The 15352-nt window shown below is 62.6% G+C and carries 17 protein-coding genes and 1 pseudogene; 6 read left to right on the top strand and 12 right to left on the bottom strand.

Going from position 1 to position 15352, the window contains the following annotated elements:
• Nucleotides 1-111 precede the first annotated feature (111 nt).
• Entirely contained in the window at nt 112-822 is a 711-nt protein-coding gene (locus KD146_RS17125) for a helix-turn-helix transcriptional regulator (protein WP_212660042.1), read from the top strand.
• Nucleotides 823-828: 6 nt separating this feature from the next.
• Here the strand turns inward: KD146_RS17125 and KD146_RS17120 are convergent, their stop codons facing one another.
• Entirely contained in the window at nt 829-2235 is a 1407-nt protein-coding gene (locus KD146_RS17120) for a helix-turn-helix domain-containing protein (RefSeq protein WP_212660041.1), read from the bottom strand.
• A gap of 164 nt (nt 2236-2399) precedes the next feature.
• Here KD146_RS17120 and KD146_RS17115 point away from each other — a divergent pair, with 164 nt between their 5' ends.
• Both KD146_RS17115 and aceA read left to right on the top strand, forming a co-directional pair.
• Nucleotides 2400-2630, top strand: coding sequence for a hypothetical protein (locus KD146_RS17115; RefSeq protein WP_212660040.1), 231 nt, complete (start codon nt 2400-2402; stop codon nt 2628-2630).
• 106 nt (nt 2631-2736) lie between these two features.
• Entirely contained in the window at nt 2737-4020 is a 1284-nt protein-coding gene (aceA, locus tag KD146_RS17110; RefSeq protein WP_212660039.1) for an isocitrate lyase, read from the top strand.
• Nucleotides 4021-4025: 5 nt separating this feature from the next.
• Here the strand turns inward: aceA and KD146_RS17105 are convergent, their stop codons facing one another.
• The 3 genes and pseudogenes from KD146_RS17105 to KD146_RS17095 form a co-directional block, all read right to left on the bottom strand.
• Complete coding sequence (locus tag KD146_RS17105; protein WP_212660038.1) at nt 4026-4655, bottom strand: DUF1294 domain-containing protein; 630 nt, start codon at nt 4653-4655, stop codon at nt 4026-4028.
• Nucleotides 4656-4842: 187 nt separating this feature from the next.
• Complete coding sequence (locus KD146_RS17100) at nt 4843-5298, bottom strand: NUDIX domain-containing protein (RefSeq protein WP_212660037.1); 456 nt, start codon at nt 5296-5298, stop codon at nt 4843-4845.
• Nucleotides 5298-6820: pseudogene (locus KD146_RS17095) on the bottom strand (YifB family Mg chelatase-like AAA ATPase). The gene KD146_RS17100 and the pseudogene KD146_RS17095 overlap by 1 nt, the downstream one beginning before the upstream one ends.
• 233 nt (nt 6821-7053) lie before the next feature.
• On the opposite strand from KD146_RS17095, the gene KD146_RS17090 reads away from it, so the two are divergent.
• The gene (locus tag KD146_RS17090; protein ID WP_282222390.1) at nt 7054-7842 is read left to right on the top strand and encodes a glycoside hydrolase family 25 protein; all 789 of its coding nucleotides are present in this window, start codon (nt 7054-7056) and stop codon (nt 7840-7842) included.
• 87 nt (nt 7843-7929) lie between these two features.
• Complete coding sequence (locus KD146_RS18415) at nt 7930-8052, top strand: hypothetical protein (RefSeq protein WP_282222389.1); 123 nt, start codon at nt 7930-7932, stop codon at nt 8050-8052.
• A gap of 329 nt (nt 8053-8381) precedes the next feature.
• Here the strand turns inward: KD146_RS18415 and KD146_RS17085 are convergent, their stop codons facing one another.
• From KD146_RS17085 to rsmI, 4 genes are all read right to left on the bottom strand, one after another.
• The gene (locus KD146_RS17085) at nt 8382-9014 is read right to left on the bottom strand and encodes a MarC family protein (protein ID WP_212660035.1); all 633 of its coding nucleotides are present in this window, start codon (nt 9012-9014) and stop codon (nt 8382-8384) included.
• A 61-nt stretch (nt 9015-9075) separates the two neighbouring features.
• Nucleotides 9076-10023 (bottom strand): glutathione synthase, encoded by a 948-nt coding sequence (gshB, locus tag KD146_RS17080; protein WP_212660034.1) that lies wholly within the window; start codon nt 10021-10023, stop codon nt 9076-9078.
• Nucleotides 10024-10031: 8 nt separating this feature from the next.
• A complete protein-coding gene (locus tag KD146_RS17075; protein WP_212660033.1) occupies nt 10032-10418 on the bottom strand; it encodes a YraN family protein in 387 nt (128 codons plus the stop codon).
• Nucleotides 10387-11274, bottom strand: coding sequence for a 16S rRNA (cytidine(1402)-2'-O)-methyltransferase (gene rsmI, locus KD146_RS17070; protein ID WP_212660032.1), 888 nt, complete (start codon nt 11272-11274; stop codon nt 10387-10389). The genes KD146_RS17075 and rsmI overlap by 32 nt, the downstream gene beginning before the upstream one ends.
• A gap of 82 nt (nt 11275-11356) precedes the next feature.
• Here rsmI and KD146_RS17065 point away from each other — a divergent pair, with 82 nt between their 5' ends.
• Entirely contained in the window at nt 11357-12601 is a 1245-nt protein-coding gene (locus KD146_RS17065) for a penicillin-binding protein activator (RefSeq protein WP_212660031.1), read from the top strand.
• Here KD146_RS17065 and hemW read toward each other — a convergent pair.
• Genes hemW through rph form a run of 4 tightly spaced genes read right to left on the bottom strand, consistent with a single transcriptional unit; the run spans nt 12598 to nt 15242 of the window.
• Nucleotides 12598-13755, bottom strand: a complete 1158-nt coding sequence (hemW, locus tag KD146_RS17060; RefSeq protein WP_249327939.1) for a radical SAM family heme chaperone HemW — start codon at nt 13753-13755, stop codon at nt 12598-12600. The genes KD146_RS17065 and hemW overlap by 4 nt on opposite strands.
• Nucleotides 13745-14386: a non-canonical purine NTP pyrophosphatase gene (locus tag KD146_RS17055; protein WP_345790846.1), complete on the bottom strand. Its 642-nt coding sequence runs from the start codon at nt 14384-14386 to the stop codon at nt 13745-13747. The genes hemW and KD146_RS17055 overlap by 11 nt, the downstream gene beginning before the upstream one ends.
• The gene (locus KD146_RS17050; protein ID WP_212660029.1) at nt 14383-14529 is read right to left on the bottom strand and encodes a hypothetical protein; all 147 of its coding nucleotides are present in this window, start codon (nt 14527-14529) and stop codon (nt 14383-14385) included. The genes KD146_RS17055 and KD146_RS17050 overlap by 4 nt, the downstream gene beginning before the upstream one ends.
• Nucleotides 14526-15242 (bottom strand): ribonuclease PH, encoded by a 717-nt coding sequence (gene rph / locus KD146_RS17045; protein ID WP_212660028.1) that lies wholly within the window; start codon nt 15240-15242, stop codon nt 14526-14528. Before rph ends, KD146_RS17050 begins: the two co-directional genes overlap by 4 nt.
• Nucleotides 15243-15352: the final 110 nt, after the last annotated feature.

Below are 15352 nucleotides of genomic sequence, written 5' to 3'. Positions count from 1 at the left end.
GCAGGAGGCGAGAATGGCACGAACCAAGCGTGTCCGGACGGCTCTGGCTGGTGCAGCGCGCGGCGCCGTTCCAGCGATCTGGGGTGCCGGAGCGGCTGAGGAGATCTGGTCATGGACAAGACCGAGCGGCTGTTCGCCATTATGGATGCCCTGCGCCGCCACCGACGCCCGGTCACCGCCGCCGCGCTGGCCGAGGAGCAGAACGTTTCGGTGCGCACGCTCTATCGCGACGTCCAGACTCTTATCGGGCTGGGTGCCCCGATCGATGGCGAAGCGGGGGTTGGCTATATGCTGAAACCCGGTTTTTTCCTGCCGCCCCTGATGTTTACCCCCGAAGAACTCGAAGCGCTGGTGCTGGGCGCGCGCTGGGTCGGGGCACAACCCGATGATGGGTTGGGGGCCGCCGCCCACAATGCTTTGGCCAAGATTGCCACTGCCTCGCCCGAAGACCTGCGCGACCGGATCAATGATACCGGGCTGTGGCCCGTGGCGGTGTGGAGCACCAAAAAACCGATGCCGATATTGGGGCAGGTGCGGCAGGCGATGCGGACCGAAAGGGCGCTGCGCATTGCCTATTCCGATGAGGCTGGCAATCCATCCGAGCGCACCATCTGGCCGGTGCAGCTGGCCTATTATGAGGGCAAGCAAACCATTGCCGCCTGGTGCTGCCTGCGCAATGCATTCCGTAATTTTCGCACTGACCGCATCGTGACGCTAACGGTGACAGAGCAGCGTTATGGCAAGCGCCGGGCAGTGCTGGAGCGCGAATGGCGCGACAGTTGGCCCAAAGAATTTCACCATCTCGGACCCGATCGGTCCTGAAGTCGGTTACATCCGGGCATAGAGGCTTTCGGGGCGGTTGGCCTGATCGAGCTCGAAGCGATGGTCGGCCGGAGGATGGGCGCGCTGGCCGCATTCCATGCGCGGACAGATGCGGCAGCCCACGCCGATCGGGACCATCTGGCTGTCGCCGGTCAGGTCCATGCCATCGGAATAGATCAGCTCCTTGGCATGGTGGATCGAGCAGCCCAGACCGATCGACATATAGCGGCGCGGCGCATTGTAGCGGTGGTCGCCTTTGACGATGGTGCGGGCAATACAGAAATAGCGCTGCCCGTCAGGCATCTGGCTGAGCTGGATATTGATCCGTTCTGGCGCCAGAAACGCCGAATAGATATTCCAGCGCGGGCAGGCGCCCGAATGGCGCGGAATATGGATGCCCGAAAGCGAGAAGCGCTTGGAGATATTGCCGGCAATATCGGTGCGCACCAGATGCAGCGGAATGCCCGATGCACCAGGGCGTTGCAGCGTGGTCATGCGATGACAGACCTGCTCGAAACTGGCGCCAAAACGGCGCCCAACGCGTTCGATATCGTAGCGATAGTCGCGGCAGGCACGCAGAAACGGCTCATAGGGCATGATCAGCGCGGCGGCGAAATAGGCCGAGAGCACATTGCGCGCCAGGATTGGCGCATCGCCCTCGGGCAGGCTCGACGCCGCGATAATCGCCTCGATTTCACCTGCCACCGCCAACTGTCCCAGTTGATGGGCCACCAGAAACAAACCGGATTCGGTGGGCAGAATGTCGGAGACCAGCAGGTGGCTGCGTCGCTCGTCGAACTGGCGGGCAATGCCGTGGGGCAATGAGGCCAGTCGCGTTTCGACACCGAACACGTTGAGCAGATAGATGCGCAGGCCGAACTCGAAGCTGTCACCCGAGCGGTCAATATCGGCGCGAACACGTTCTGCGGCTGCCTCAAGCGCCGGGAAGTGGTTGGCATTTTCCTGCAGGAAGTCGGAAATCGCGTCCGTTGCCAGATGAAAGGGTTCACCGGCGCCCTCTGCGGCGGGCGTTCCACTGGATTTGGCGACCAGACGATAGCGGTCATAGAGCTTGAGAATGGCGCGGGCGGCCGCCGGATTGGCCTGGGCCAGATCGCGGATTTCAAGGTTCGTCACGTCGCTATCGGCAAAGATGTCGTCGCCAAAGGCTTCCATCAGATCGCCCAGCAAGCGTCCCTCATCGCTGTCGACCAGTTCACCCGGTTCGACGCCGAAATGGCCAGCAATGGCAAACAGCAAGGGCACGGTGACCTTGCGCCGATTGTGTTCGATCAGATTGAGATAGCTGGCAGAAATACCCAGCGCCGCAGCCAGATCAGCCTGCGCCAACTTGCGCGTCCGGCGCAGGCGCTTGATGCGCCCGCCAATCTGCATGTCTGCATGCTCGTTCATCGGCTCCTCCCGGCAATTTTGCCAGCATTTTCTTTACAGTATTTACAAAACGACATGACGACTTGTGTCGCACTTTACAGGTTTACTGGGCCTTATGCGCTTATTCCTTGCATGTTTGAGGCATTTGTCAAATCTTTACAGACAACAAACGAGGAGACTTTCGGATGAGCCCTTCAATCAGCGAACGCGAAGAATACCTGACCATCATTGCCCCGACCGCCGTTGAGGCCATGGCCCAGTTCAAATCCCGTAACCTGGCCAGCCAGGGCTATGCCATTGCCGGCAAGATCGGGCGGCACCAGTTTTCGCTGGTGGGCGGGCAGGGCAGCACCGAGCTGTTTTCCGGCGACGGCATGATTGCTGCCACCTTCAGCCGCAAGGTGCTGGCTTCGTAGACAGGCCAATCGACAGCGCACAGCAGACCACACCCCTTTGTTCCACGTGAATCACTGAATACGCCGGCCCACCGGACCGGCGGAGCCATGCCCTGAGGAGGAAAACATGCTCGACCAACCAAAATTTGCCGCCCCCGACTACGCCCCGGATCGTTGGCGCAATATTACCCGCAATTATGCGCCCAGCGATGTGGAGCGGCTGGCGGGTTCATTGCCCATCCGCCACACCTTGGCCGAGCACGGCGCCAGGCAATTATGGAACCTGCTGCAGAATGAAGACTTTGTGCCGACGCTGGGCACGTTTACCGGCAATCAGGCGGTGCAGCAGGTCAAGGCGGGGCTCAAAGCGATCTATCTGTCGGGCTGGCAGGTGGCGGCAGACGCCAATAGCAGCGGCAATATGTATCCTGACCAGAGCCTTTACCCGGTCGATAGCGTGCCCGCCGTGGTCAAGCGCATCAACAAGGCGCTGCAGCGGGCCGACCAGATCCAGACCATGGAGCGCACCGACGGTATTTCGACGACGGATCTGGATTTCTTCGTGCCCATCATTGCCGATGCCGAGGCGGGATTTGGCGGGGCCCTGAACGCGTTCGAGCTGATGAAGGCAATGATCGAAGCGGGCGCGGCCGCCGTGCATTTCGAGGATCAGCTGGCGAGCGAGAAGAAGTGCGGCCATCTCGGTGGCAAGGTGCTGGTGCCGACCAGCCAGTTCATCCGCACGCTCAATGCCGCCCGGCTGGCCGCCGATGTGATGGGGGTGCCCACGCTGATCATGGCGCGCACAGATGCCGAAGCCGCCCGACTGATCACCTCCGACATTGACGAGCAGGATGCACCCTTTGTCACCGGCGAACGTACCGCCGAAGGGTTCTACCGGCTCAAGGGCGGTATCGATGCTGCCATTGCCCGCGGTATTGCCTATGCGCCCTATGCCGATCTGATCTGGTGCGAGACCAGCACGCCCGATCTGGCCGAAGCCCGCAAGTTCGCTGAAGCGGTGCGCAAGGTGCATCCGGAACAGATGCTGGCCTATAACTGCTCGCCCAGCTTCAACTGGGCCAAGCATATGGACGAGGCCGCCATGGCCAGCTTCCAGCGCGAGATTGCGGCGATGGGCTATAAATACCAGTTCATCACGCTGGCCGGCTTCCACAATCTGAGCCTGTCCACCTTTGAGCTGGCCCGCGCCTACAAGGCCGATGGCATGGCGGGGTATTCCCGGCTGCAGCAGGCCGAGTTCACGGCAGAACAGCATGGGTTTTCAGCGGTGCGGCACCAGCGTGAAGTGGGCACGAGCTATTTCGATGCGGTCTCGATGGCAGTCAGCCAGGGCAAGAGCGCCACGACCGCAATGGGCGAATCAACCGAGACCGCCCAGTTCCACTAGCCGACTCAGGGCAAGGCGATGCTGACCCAACCCAGGGCCAGCGCCGCCAGCCCGATCACATGCACCAGCGCAATGGTCCAGGTGGCGGCAACAAAGCGCGGTTTGACCGTCTTGTGGCGATAGACTTCCTGGGCTGCCAGCCCGCCGATAATGCCAAAGCAGAAATCGACGACATGCAGATTGGTCTCACTGACCCGCCATCGGCCGCTGAGCGCATAGAGCTTGTCGAAGCGATAGAGCAGGGCGGATGCCGCTCCCATCAGGGCATAGCTGCCACCAAACCAGACCGGCACACGCTCGGTCGCTATGGCCAGCAGAATCAGCAGGGTCATCACCGTGGCCGCCGCAGTCCGCAGCCCCACCTTGTAGCTCGACAACGAGCTCGGTGAGCGCTTGATGTCGCGCATTGTCCGATTGGGTAGTGGGGCGGCCTGGGACACCGCGACATTGATCGCGGCAGGGCGGCCATTGCGGCCGGTAGCGATAGAAAAGGTCAGCTGATCGCCAATGCGGGGGCGCAATTGGCCATCAACGAGCTTGGAAATGTGGACATAGAAATCATTGCCCGCCTGATCGCGCACGAAGCCGTAGCCGCCCTTATTATTCCACTGCACCAGCTCGCCAGAACGCGTCATCACACCCTACTACTTTCAGGCCACAGACTTATTCGCTGCGCGTTAACGAGGTCTGATCGGAAAGCAGCTTGGTCAACAAAAATGGCCAGCATTGGGCCGGGCGAGAGCCTCAGCCCGTTGGCAACGCGTAACCAGACGGATTCACGTGAAACACTTATCCACGCAGTTATGCACAGGTCTTACCCCCTCAGACCTGCTGGCGTTGCAGCGCCAGGCGCACTGGCTGTTCAAACCCCGACGCCAGGTCATCCCAGAACCGGTCGTGCAGGGAGGCAGGGAATACCATACGGCCCGGCAGGGGATCGCCTGGTCCGATCCATGCAGCCTCGATAATGGACTCATCGAGCGCAGGATTACTGCCCAGGTCGATTTCACCAGCGCAGTAGTCAGCCAGAAACCAGAATTTCATGGTGCGGTCATCAGGGCTCCAGACCTCGTCGAGATAAGCCAGACGTCGCGCTGTCACGCGCAGCGCGGTTTCTTCAAAGGTTTCGCGTTCGGCGGCGGCTTCGAGGGTCTCATTGCCTTCCACACCACCGCCAGGCGGGGCCCAGAAGTCATAGCGGTCCGGCTTGAAATGGCGCAGCAGCAGCAGGCGACCATCGCGGATCACCAGCGCCCCGGAGGAAATGCGATGTCGCATCAGGCTTGCCCCAGATTGAGCCGATAGCTCAGCGCTTCGGCGATATGCGGGCGCTCAACCCGGTCGACGCCGGCCAGATCAGCCAGGGTCCGTGCCACTTTGAGAACCCGATGATAGGCGCGGGCGGAGAGATTGAAGCGCTCTGCGGCCTGCAGCAACAGGGTCTGGCTGGCCTCGTCGGGATTGACCACTGATTCAATCAGGCTGGGGCCAGCGGCGGCGTTGTTGAAAACGCCGGGTGCCCCGTGCTCGAGAAAGCGTTGACGCTGGCGCTCGCGCGCTCTGGCAACGCGCGCCGCGACTTCAGCAGAGCTTTCAGCGGTTGTGCCGGGGGCGATCATATCGGCGGCGGTGACGGCGGGGACATCGATGCGAATATCGATACGATCCAGAAACGGTCCCGAGACGCGGCTCTGATAGTCATCGGCACACGCCTTGCCGCGACGACAGGTGTGACCGGGCGTGCCTGCCAGGCCACATTTGCATGGGTTCATCGCCGCGATCAGTTGCACCCGGCTGGGATAGCTGATGCGGGCATTGGCGCGGGCAATCACCGTCTCGCCGGCCTCCAGAGGCTGACGCAGACTGTCGAGCACGGCGGGAGCGAATTCGGGCAATTCGTCGAGAAACAATACGCCATTATGAGCGAGGCTGACTTCGCCGGGGCGCACCTTGAGCCCCCCGCCCACCAGCGCGGCCATGGAGGCCGAGTGATGCGGCGCCCGAAAGGGGCGGCGATCCGATATGGCCCCACCCACCAGCTCCCCCGCAATAGACTGGATCATCGACACATCGAGCAGTTCGCGTGGATTGAGCGGTGGCAGGATGGAGGGCAGGCGTGCTGCAAGCATGGATTTGCCGGCCCCAGGGGGACCGATCATCAAAAGGTTATGGCCACCAGCGGCAGCCACTTCGAGGCACGGCGGGCTACAAGCTGGCCACGCACCTCGTTGAGATCAGGCAGGCCGCTGGTGGGCACGAACTTGCGTGGCGAGGGGCGCGGTGCCAGTTGATGGCCAGTCAGATGATTGACCAGCGCCAACAGGCTGTCGGCAGCAACAATATCGAGATCCTCGCCGGCCCAGGCGGCTTCGGCGCCCGATTGCGCCGCGCAGATCAGGCCCAGTTCGCGCCCTTGGGCGGCAATGGCGGCGGGCAGAATGCCGCCGACATGGGCCAGGCGGCCATCGAGTCCCAGTTCACCCAATGCCAGATAGCCATCCAGCGCATCCTGGGGCAGGGCGCCTATGGCGGCCATGATGCCCAGCGCGATTGGGAGATCGTAATGGCTGCCTTCCTTGGGCAGGTCGGCCGGTGCGAGATTGACGGTGATGCGCTTGGGCGGCAAGCCGATGCCTGAGGCGACGAGCGCGGCACGGACGCGTTCGCCACTTTCCTTGACCGCCTTGTCGGGCAGACCCACCAGAATGAACTTGGGCATGCCGGGCGCGATCTGCACCTGCACATCGACCGGCACAGCCTCAATGCCCTCAAACGCTACAGTGGCAACACGGGTGACCACGGCCTGTTCCCCCAAACCCTGCGGCAAATCTAGCAAAGCATGTCGATGGGAACAAGAACGTAAAGCGAACGGAAAATGGCCTGTTAACCACGCCAGCTGCCTTACTGGTTAACCTAAGCATCCATTAACCGCGCCATGTTGATTCAAATGCAGATTTTGTACCTGCGTAGAGTTTGCCCCAGATGGTTTTCAGCCGCCCATTTCCCTCGTATTCCGCGATCGCAAAGGGTGCCGTGGCCGCATTGCTGGCCGGGTTTGTTGTAGCCTGCTCGTCAGGCGGCGGACTTTATGGCCCCATTCAGGGCGATAACCGGCCCCATTCGGGCGTCGACCGGGCGCGCGGCATGCCGGTGCAGGGCATCGACGTGGCGCGCTATCAGGAAAATATCGACTTCCGTACCGCCTTTCAGTCGGGCATCCATTTCGTCTTCATGAAGGCGACCGAGGGCAAGGATTACCTCGACCCCAATTTCCGCACAAACTGGGTACGGGCACGCGATGCCGGCATGCCGCGCGGTGCCTATCACTTCATGACCTGGTGTTCGCTGGCCTCCGAACAGGCGGCCTGGTTTGTCGCCAATGTGCCCAATGATCCCGACGCGCTGCCGCCCGTGCTTGATCTGGAGTGGAACAATCACTCGAGCTGCAAGAACAAGCCGAGCCGCGCCGATGCGCTCGAAAAGATCCGCCTGATGCTCGACGTGATGGAGCGCCACACCGGCAAGCTGCCGCTGATCTATACCGATATGAACTTTCACCGCGATGTGCTCGAAGGCGAGTATTTCCCCAATGCCTTCTGGCTGCGTTCAACCGCTGCCGAGCCCCATGAGCGCTATTCGAACCGCACCTGGACGTTCTGGCAGTGGACACAGACCGGCGTGGTGCGGGGTGTGCGGGGCGAAGTTGACCGCAACGCCTATTACGGCGACCAGAATGACTGGCTGACCTTCCTGCAGACCGGGTGCGATCCGCGCGCGATTGCCGCGCTGGCGCCAAGCGGGCGCTGTCAGGCCGCCAAATAGTCTAGCCCTTGCCAGCGCAAGGGGGCAGGTCTAGCGTCAAATCGGTATTGATGTCGGCCCTCTGGCCGGCACTGAGGAGAATGTGAGATGGCCAAGGGTCAGATGCGCAGCAATAAAGAAGCCAAGAAGCCGAAGAAGGACAAGGTGGAAGCCGCCAAGCCGATTACCGGTCTTGGCTCAGGCAGCACCGGCAATTCGGCAAAGAAGTAGACTTCAAGATGCGAGATGTCTGGGGGCGGTCGACATGGTCGGCCGCCCTTTTGCATGGGGCCTATCGCTCAGGTGGCGTCGAACACCAGGGGTGTGAGCATTTCGGAGCGCACCGGTGTGGCGGTCGAGGCGCTGGCGGCAAACATGGCCATAATCAGTAGAGCGAGAAGAGCTGCAACACGCATATTGGCGTCCTCCTAGTCACGTCATGGCCCTTGATGTGCGCCACCTCACGCGCAGGGTCAATCTTAGCGTTAAGACTTGCTTAACGGTAAAATTTTACGGATTTGCGGGGTTTGGAAGCAGTTTGCCGGCCCCAGCGGGCAACCTCAGCCGCCCAGAATGCCGCTCTGCTTGATGCCGTCAAAGACGAATTGCACCGCCAGGGCGGCGAGCAGAATGCCGACGACGCGCGAGACCACCGCCAGGCCGGTGACGCCGAGCAGGCGCTGGATGGGAATAGCCACCAGCAGGGTGAGCCAGGCCAGAAACAGGATCACCACCACCGCAACCAGCACGGCCCAGAATTCCAGGTCCGTCTTGGCGCCGGTGGTCAGCAGGATCACCGCGCTGATGGCGCCTGGACCAGCCAATAGAGGCATGGCGAGCGGGAAGACGGCGATGTCATCGCGCTGGCGGGCCTCGACCTCTTCCTCATCGGTGGTACCAGTGCCGCCCGAATGGCGGGCAAACACCATGTCGATGGCGATCAGGAACAGCAGCAGGCCGCCGGCGGTGCGCAGGGCCGGAATGGAGATCCCGAACAGATCCAGGATCACATTGCCCAGCACACCGAAGGTGAGCAGGATCACGGCCGCAATGAGCACGCCGCGGGTGGCAAAGGCAAAGCGTTCCTTGGCCGAATTGCGCTTGGTGAGCGCAGCGAAGATGAAGGCGATATCGGCCACGCCCACGGTGGCAAACAAGGTCGCGAAGGCGGCCAGAAATGTCGTTGTGGGCATGACGCTGTTCCCGAATTTTTCCTAGAGGTAACGGGTTAGGGTGGTTTTGCCCACCCCGGGCCTAGCTGGCGCGACGCTTTTCGATGGCGTCCCAGATCATGACCGCGATATCGGGACCACCGAAGCGCTTGATCTCGCGGATGCCGGTGGGGGAGGTGACGTTGATCTCGGTGAGATAGTCGCCAATTACGTCGATACCGACAAAGATCATGTCGCGTTCCTTGAGCGCCGGGGCGATCGCGGCACAGATTTCGCGCTCGCGAGCGGTCAGTTCGCTCAGCTCGGGCCGGCCGCCGACATGCATGTTGCTGCGCGCCTCGCCATCGGCGGGAATGCGGTTCAGCCCCGCCACGGGTTCGCCATCAATAATGATGATCCGCTTGTCGCCCTTGCGCACGTCGGGCAGGTATTTCTGGATCATGAAGGGTTCGCGGTAATTGGCCTCGAACAGTTCGAGCAGGCTGGCCAGATTGTGGTCGCCCTCCTGCAGGAAGAAGACGCCCGCGCCGCCATTGCCGTAGAGCGGCTTGACGATGATGTTGGTGTGCTCGCGGCGGAATTGGTGGATCATGGCCCGGTCGCGCGTCACCAGGGTTGGCGGCATCAGCTCGGGGAAATCGGTGACGAGGATCTTTTCGGGGGCATTGCGCACCGCCGCGGGCGGATTGACCACCAGCGTCTTGGGATGCAGCCGCTCGAGCAGATGGGTGATGGTGATGTAGTTCATGTCGAAAGGCGGATCCTGACGCATATGGATCACGTCCTGTGTCGACAGATCGACGCGGGTTTCCTCGCCGAGCTGGAAATGCTCACCCTTGGGCCGGTCGAACACTTCGATCGGGGCCGCCAGCGCGGTCACCACATTGTCGCGCAGCGCCAGCGTGTCAGGGGTGTAGTGCAGCAGCTTGTGGCCGCGCGCCTGCGCCTCGAGCATCATGGCGAAGGTCGAATCGCCGGTGGGATTGATGGTGGCTACATGGTCCATCTGGACCGCGACTTTGAGCGTCATGGTGTCTCTCAGCTAGCGTCGAAGGCGTTGATGACATGGCGCGGCCATCGCCAGGGTGCAAGGAAAATCACGTCAAATCGCATATCGGTGTCGGCCTTGGCGGGGTTGCGGGCCAGCCAGTAATCGGCCGCGCGGGTGATGCGGCTGGTATTGACCGCCTCGAGTGTCTCGGCTTGCCGCGCTGCCGTCCTACGAGCCTTGACCTCGACAAACACGGTGGTGCCGAAACGCTCTGCAATCAGGTCGATTTCGCCGACCGGGGTTTTGTGGCGCCGCGCGATGATGCGGTACAATTTCAACTGCAGGAACAGCGCGGCCAGCGCTTCGGCACGATGACCACCGCGATAGGCGGCGATGCGCGCCTTATTTTTCGGCTTTGAGGGCGAGGGCTGCATTGTAGACATCCTTGCGCTTGAGCCCGTAGCGCGCCGTGACTGTATCGACGGCGGCGCGCAGAGGCTGATCGGCCATTTCCTCGAGCAGGGCGGCTTGCCAGTCGGCAGCGTCGGGAGCGGATGGCGCGGCAGCGCCGGCCACGACAATAACCGCCTCGCCCTTGGTTTCGCCTCCAGCAAAGATGGCGGCCAGTTCAGCCAGCGTGCCGCGATGCACCCGCTCATAGCGCTTGGTCAGTTCCAGTGCGACGGCGGCCTGGCGCTCGCCGAAGATCTCGGCCATCGCCGCCAGCGTATCGTCGAGACGGCGCGGGCTTTCATAAAAGACCATGGTTTCACGTGAATCGCCCAGCGCCTTGATGGCATTGGCGCGGGCGCCTGCCTTGGGCGGCAGGAAACCGTGAAAGGCAAAAGCGTCAGTGGGCAGGCCCGCCACCACCAGCGCCGAGAGCAAAGCCGAGGCCCCGGGAATGGGAAAAACGGGCTGGCCCGCTTCGGCCATGGCGCGGATCAGCGGAAAACCGGGATCGGACAGCAAAGGCGTGCCCGCATCGGAAATCAGGGCGAAGGTGGCGCCGGCGGCGATGCGGGCGACGATATCGTCGGCCTTGGCGCGCTCATTGTGCTCATGCAGGGCAATGCGGCGGGTCTTGATGCCATAGTGGTCGAGGAGGCGAGCGGACATGCGGGTGTCCTCGCACAGCACCGCCTCGGCCGCGGCCAAAGTCTCGAGCGCGCGGATGGTGATGTCGCGCAGATTGCCGATCGGGGTGGCCACAACATACAGGCCCGGCGCCAGTGGCGGCGCGGTGAAGGTGTTGCCGGCAATGAAATAGCCCGGGCTGGTTTCAGCCATGAGTGCTGGCTCCGCAGGTTGAGAATTGGTTAAGCAATTGGTCCCAAACTGTTAACAGACTGCTAGCATTGAAAGGGCCGCAATGACCGGTTGGACAAGAACAGGTCATCGCCTTGCGCAAAGGGGCATAACACAGGCTTTCGCCATCGTCGGCCTGTTTGTGCTGAGCGCCTGTTCGCCCATCCATATTGCCTCGCGCACCATTGATTTCGGCTTTGGTGGTTCGAGCCAGCCTACAGCTGGCCAGACCATGACGCCATTGACCACCGCCGGACCGGGTCAGGTGTTTGGTCGCGGACCGGTACAGGTGGCGCTGCTGCTGCCACTGACCGGCAATGCGGGACTGGCCAGTGTGGGCCAGTCCATGGCCAATGGCAGCCGGTTGGCCATGGCCTTTATCGAGGCCAATCCCAATATTGCAGAGAACACCACGATTACCCTGCGCGATACCGGCGGCACGGTGGCCGGGGCAACCAGCGCCACCCAGGCCGCCATCGCTTCGGGCGCCAAGCTGATCCTGGGGCCATTGCGCGGCGATTCGGTGACGGCTGCGGGCGCGGCGGCGCGCGCGGCGGGCGTGCCCCTGATCGGGTTTTCCAACAATCCGGGTGCGGCCGGACCGGGGGTCTATCTGCTCAGCGTATTGCCCGACATGGAGATGAAACGGGCGCTAAGCTATGTCAAAGCCAAGGGACGGCGCGGCGTCGCCGGGGCCTTTCCCAGCTCGGCCTATGGTCAGGCACTGCAGACCGCATTCCGCCAGCAGGCGGTGCAGGCGGGATTGTCCCCCAGTGCGGTTTATACGTTCTCGGGCGCCAGCGAGGTCAGCCAGGTGGTCAGTCAGGCGCTGCCGCTGATCAAGAAAGGGCTGATCGATACGCTGTTCATTCCCGACCGCGCCACGGCACCCGCCTTTGGTGCGCAATTGGCGCAGGCCGGGGTCAGCCCGGCGGATGTGCAGATTGTCGGCTCGGCCGACTGGGAGGGCGACACGACCATTGCAGCCACGCCATCGCTGAGCGGGGCGCTCTATCCAGCCGTTGATCCGGCGGGGATGGCCGCGATCCGGGCCGATTATCAGGCGCGGTTCAACAGCCAGCCGCATGCGCTGGCAACCATCGCCTATACCGCCACTATTCTGGCCAATGTGAACACGTTGTCGCTGGCCAATCCGCCCTATAACCCGATGCTGATGACCGCCCCGACCGGATTTAACGGCCGTGACGGGGTGTTCCGGTTCCTCAGCAATGGCCGCAGCGAATATGCGCTGGCGCTTATGCAGGTGGGCGCAGGCGGGGCGAGCCGGCTCGAAGGCCCCAAGCTCTAGGCAGCCAGATCGGCCACGACGGCGTCGAGCACGGGCCAGCCGCGGTCGGTGACGCGGATATTGCCATTGGGCAGGGTTTCGACAAAGCCATAGCCCTTGAGCGCCGCGATCTGGGCGGCATTGATCTGCCGACCGGAAATGGCGGTAAAGCGCGCGGGCGAAATGCCCTCCTTGAGGCGCAGCCCCATGACGAGGAATTCGTCGCCCTGTTCTTCCCAGGTCAGCACATCGTCGACCACCATGCCGTGACCATTGGCGACGACGTTCTTCTGCCAGTCAAAGGGCATTTTCTCGTCGGCGGTGGCATGGCGCTGATTGTTGATCATCAGGCGGCCATGGGCCCCCGGACCAATGCCGGCATATTCGCCATAGCGCCAATACAGCAGGTTGTGCTGGCTCTCCTGGCCGGGGCGCGCATGGTTGGAAATCTCATAGGCGGGCAGGCCGGCCGCGGCGGTCAGCTCCTGGGTCATCTCGTAGAAATCGGCCGAGAGATCCTCATCGGGCATGGCCAGCTTGCCGGCGGCGTGCAGGTCGAAGTAGCGCGTGCCCTGCTCGATGGTCAGCTGGTAAAGGCTGATATGGCCCTGCGCCATCCACAGCGCTTCCTTGAGCTCGTCTTCCCAGTCGTCAAGCGTCTGGCGGGGACGGGCATAGATCAGATCAAAGCTGGAGCGCTCAAACACCGATTGGGCGATGCGCACTGCGGCCACGGCTTCCTCGACGGAATGGCGACGGCCCAGTTCGGCCAGCGGGCCGGGGCGCAGCGACTGCACGCCCAGCGAGACGCGATTGACGCCCGCAGTGCGGAAACCCCGGAAGCGATCAACCTCAACGCTGGTCGGATTGGCCTCAAGCGTGATCTCGGCATTGGGCTCGACGGTCCAGTGGCTGGCAATGGCATCGATGATGCGGCCCGTTGTGCTGGGCGACATCAGCGAGGGGGTACCACCGCCAAAAAAGATCGACTGCACGACACGGCCGGGGGTGAGCTGGGCGGCATGGGCGATCTCGCGCTCATAGGCCGCGACATAGCCATCCTCATCGAAGGGACCGCGATGGACGTGGGAATTGAAATCGCAATATGGGCATTTGCTGGCGCAGAAGGGCCAGTGCACATAGACCCCGAACAGATCGTTGGGGTTATTTCTCAATCTGGGCCTCGAAAAACTGGTTGAAGGCGCGCGCACGATGGCTGAGCCCCTGCTGGCCCGGGGCCCATGAGTGTTTGGTTTCGGCGGGCATTTCGCCAAAGGTGATGGTGTGGCCATCGGGCATGAACATCGGATCATAGCCATGACCGATGCTGCCGCGCGGTGGCCAGATCAGCTGGCCCTCGACCTTGCCGACATAGAGCACGTCGCGGCCATCGGGATGGGCCAGGCACATGGTGGCATTGAACGAGGCACTGCGCTGCTGCGGCGTGGTGGCACCAGCGGCCTGAAGGGCATCCTGCACGCGTTGCATGGCATGACCAAAGTCACGCGGCACGCCGGCCCAGTCGGCAGTGTAAACGCCGGGATCGCCATTGAGCGCATCAACACACAGACCCGAATCATCGCTCAGCGCCAGCTGGCCGGTGGCCCTGGCGGCGGCATGGGCCTTGAGGCGGGCGTTTTCGGCAAAGGAGGTGCCGGTTTCCTCGGGCTCGGGCAGACCCAGCTCACCCGCCGAGACAATCTGCAGCCCGAAGGGTTCGAACAGCTCGCGGAATTCGGTGAGCTTGCCGGAATTGTGGGTGGCCAGCACCAGCTTGTCGCCAGCGCGCAGACGGGGAAGGCTCACTTGCTCGACCCTTTCGGCTTGGCATCAAGCGCCCGGGACACATCGCGCCACAGCGCGCAGTTTTCCGGCGAGGCATCGCGCATGGTGCTGGGCTGACGCGGTGCCGGTTTGGCGGTGACGAGATTCTTGAGCCAGGAAATCATGCCGAGAGTACTGCCTGCTGAATGTGTGTGAGTTCGCCAATGCCCTGTTCGGCCAGGGTCATGAGTGCGTTGAGCTCGTCGCGGCTGAAGGGCTGCTGTTCGGCTGTGCCCTGGATTTCGACGAACTTGCCGGCGCCGGTCATGACGAAATTGGCGTCGGTATGGGCTTCGACATCTTCGAGATAGTCGAGATCGAGCACGGGAGCGCCGCGATAGATGCCGCAGGAAACCGCGGCCACCGAATCGCGCAGCGCCTTGCCCTTGGTCAGCTTGCGCTCATCCATCCACCTGATGGCGTCAGCCAGCGCCACATAGGCGCCGGTGATCGCGGCGGTGCGGGTGCCGCCATCGGCCTCGAGCACATCGCAATCGAGTGTGATCTGGGCTTCGCCGAGGGCCTGCATGTCGACCACGGCGCGCAGACTGCGGCCGATCAGGCGCTGGATTTCCTGGGTGCGGCCGGTCTGCTTGCCGGCGGTCGCCTCGCGGCGATTGCGGCTGCCGGTAGCGCGAGGCAGCATGCCGTATTCGGCCGTGACCCAGCCCTGACCCTTGCCGCGCATCCAGCCCGGGACCGTGGTTTCAACCGAAGCGGTGACCATGACCTTGGTGTTGCCGAACGAGACGAGGCAGGAGCCTTCCGCCTTCATGGCGACGTTGCGTTCAATGGCGACGGCGCGCATCTGGTTGGCTTGACGTCCTGAAGGGCGCATCAGAAATCCACTTGGCGATTGCAGTTAACCGCCTCTTAACCCTCATAGCGCCGCCTCACAAGCCGCGGACGCTTGGCGGGAGGCAGCAATGCGCCTAAATAAGAGACCAC

Origin of the sequence: Devosia litorisediminis, assembly GCF_018334155.1 — a bacterium.
Classification (GTDB): Bacteria; Pseudomonadota; Alphaproteobacteria; order Rhizobiales; family Devosiaceae; genus Devosia; species Devosia litorisediminis.
This window is presented reverse-complemented; position numbering and strand designations above follow the sequence as displayed.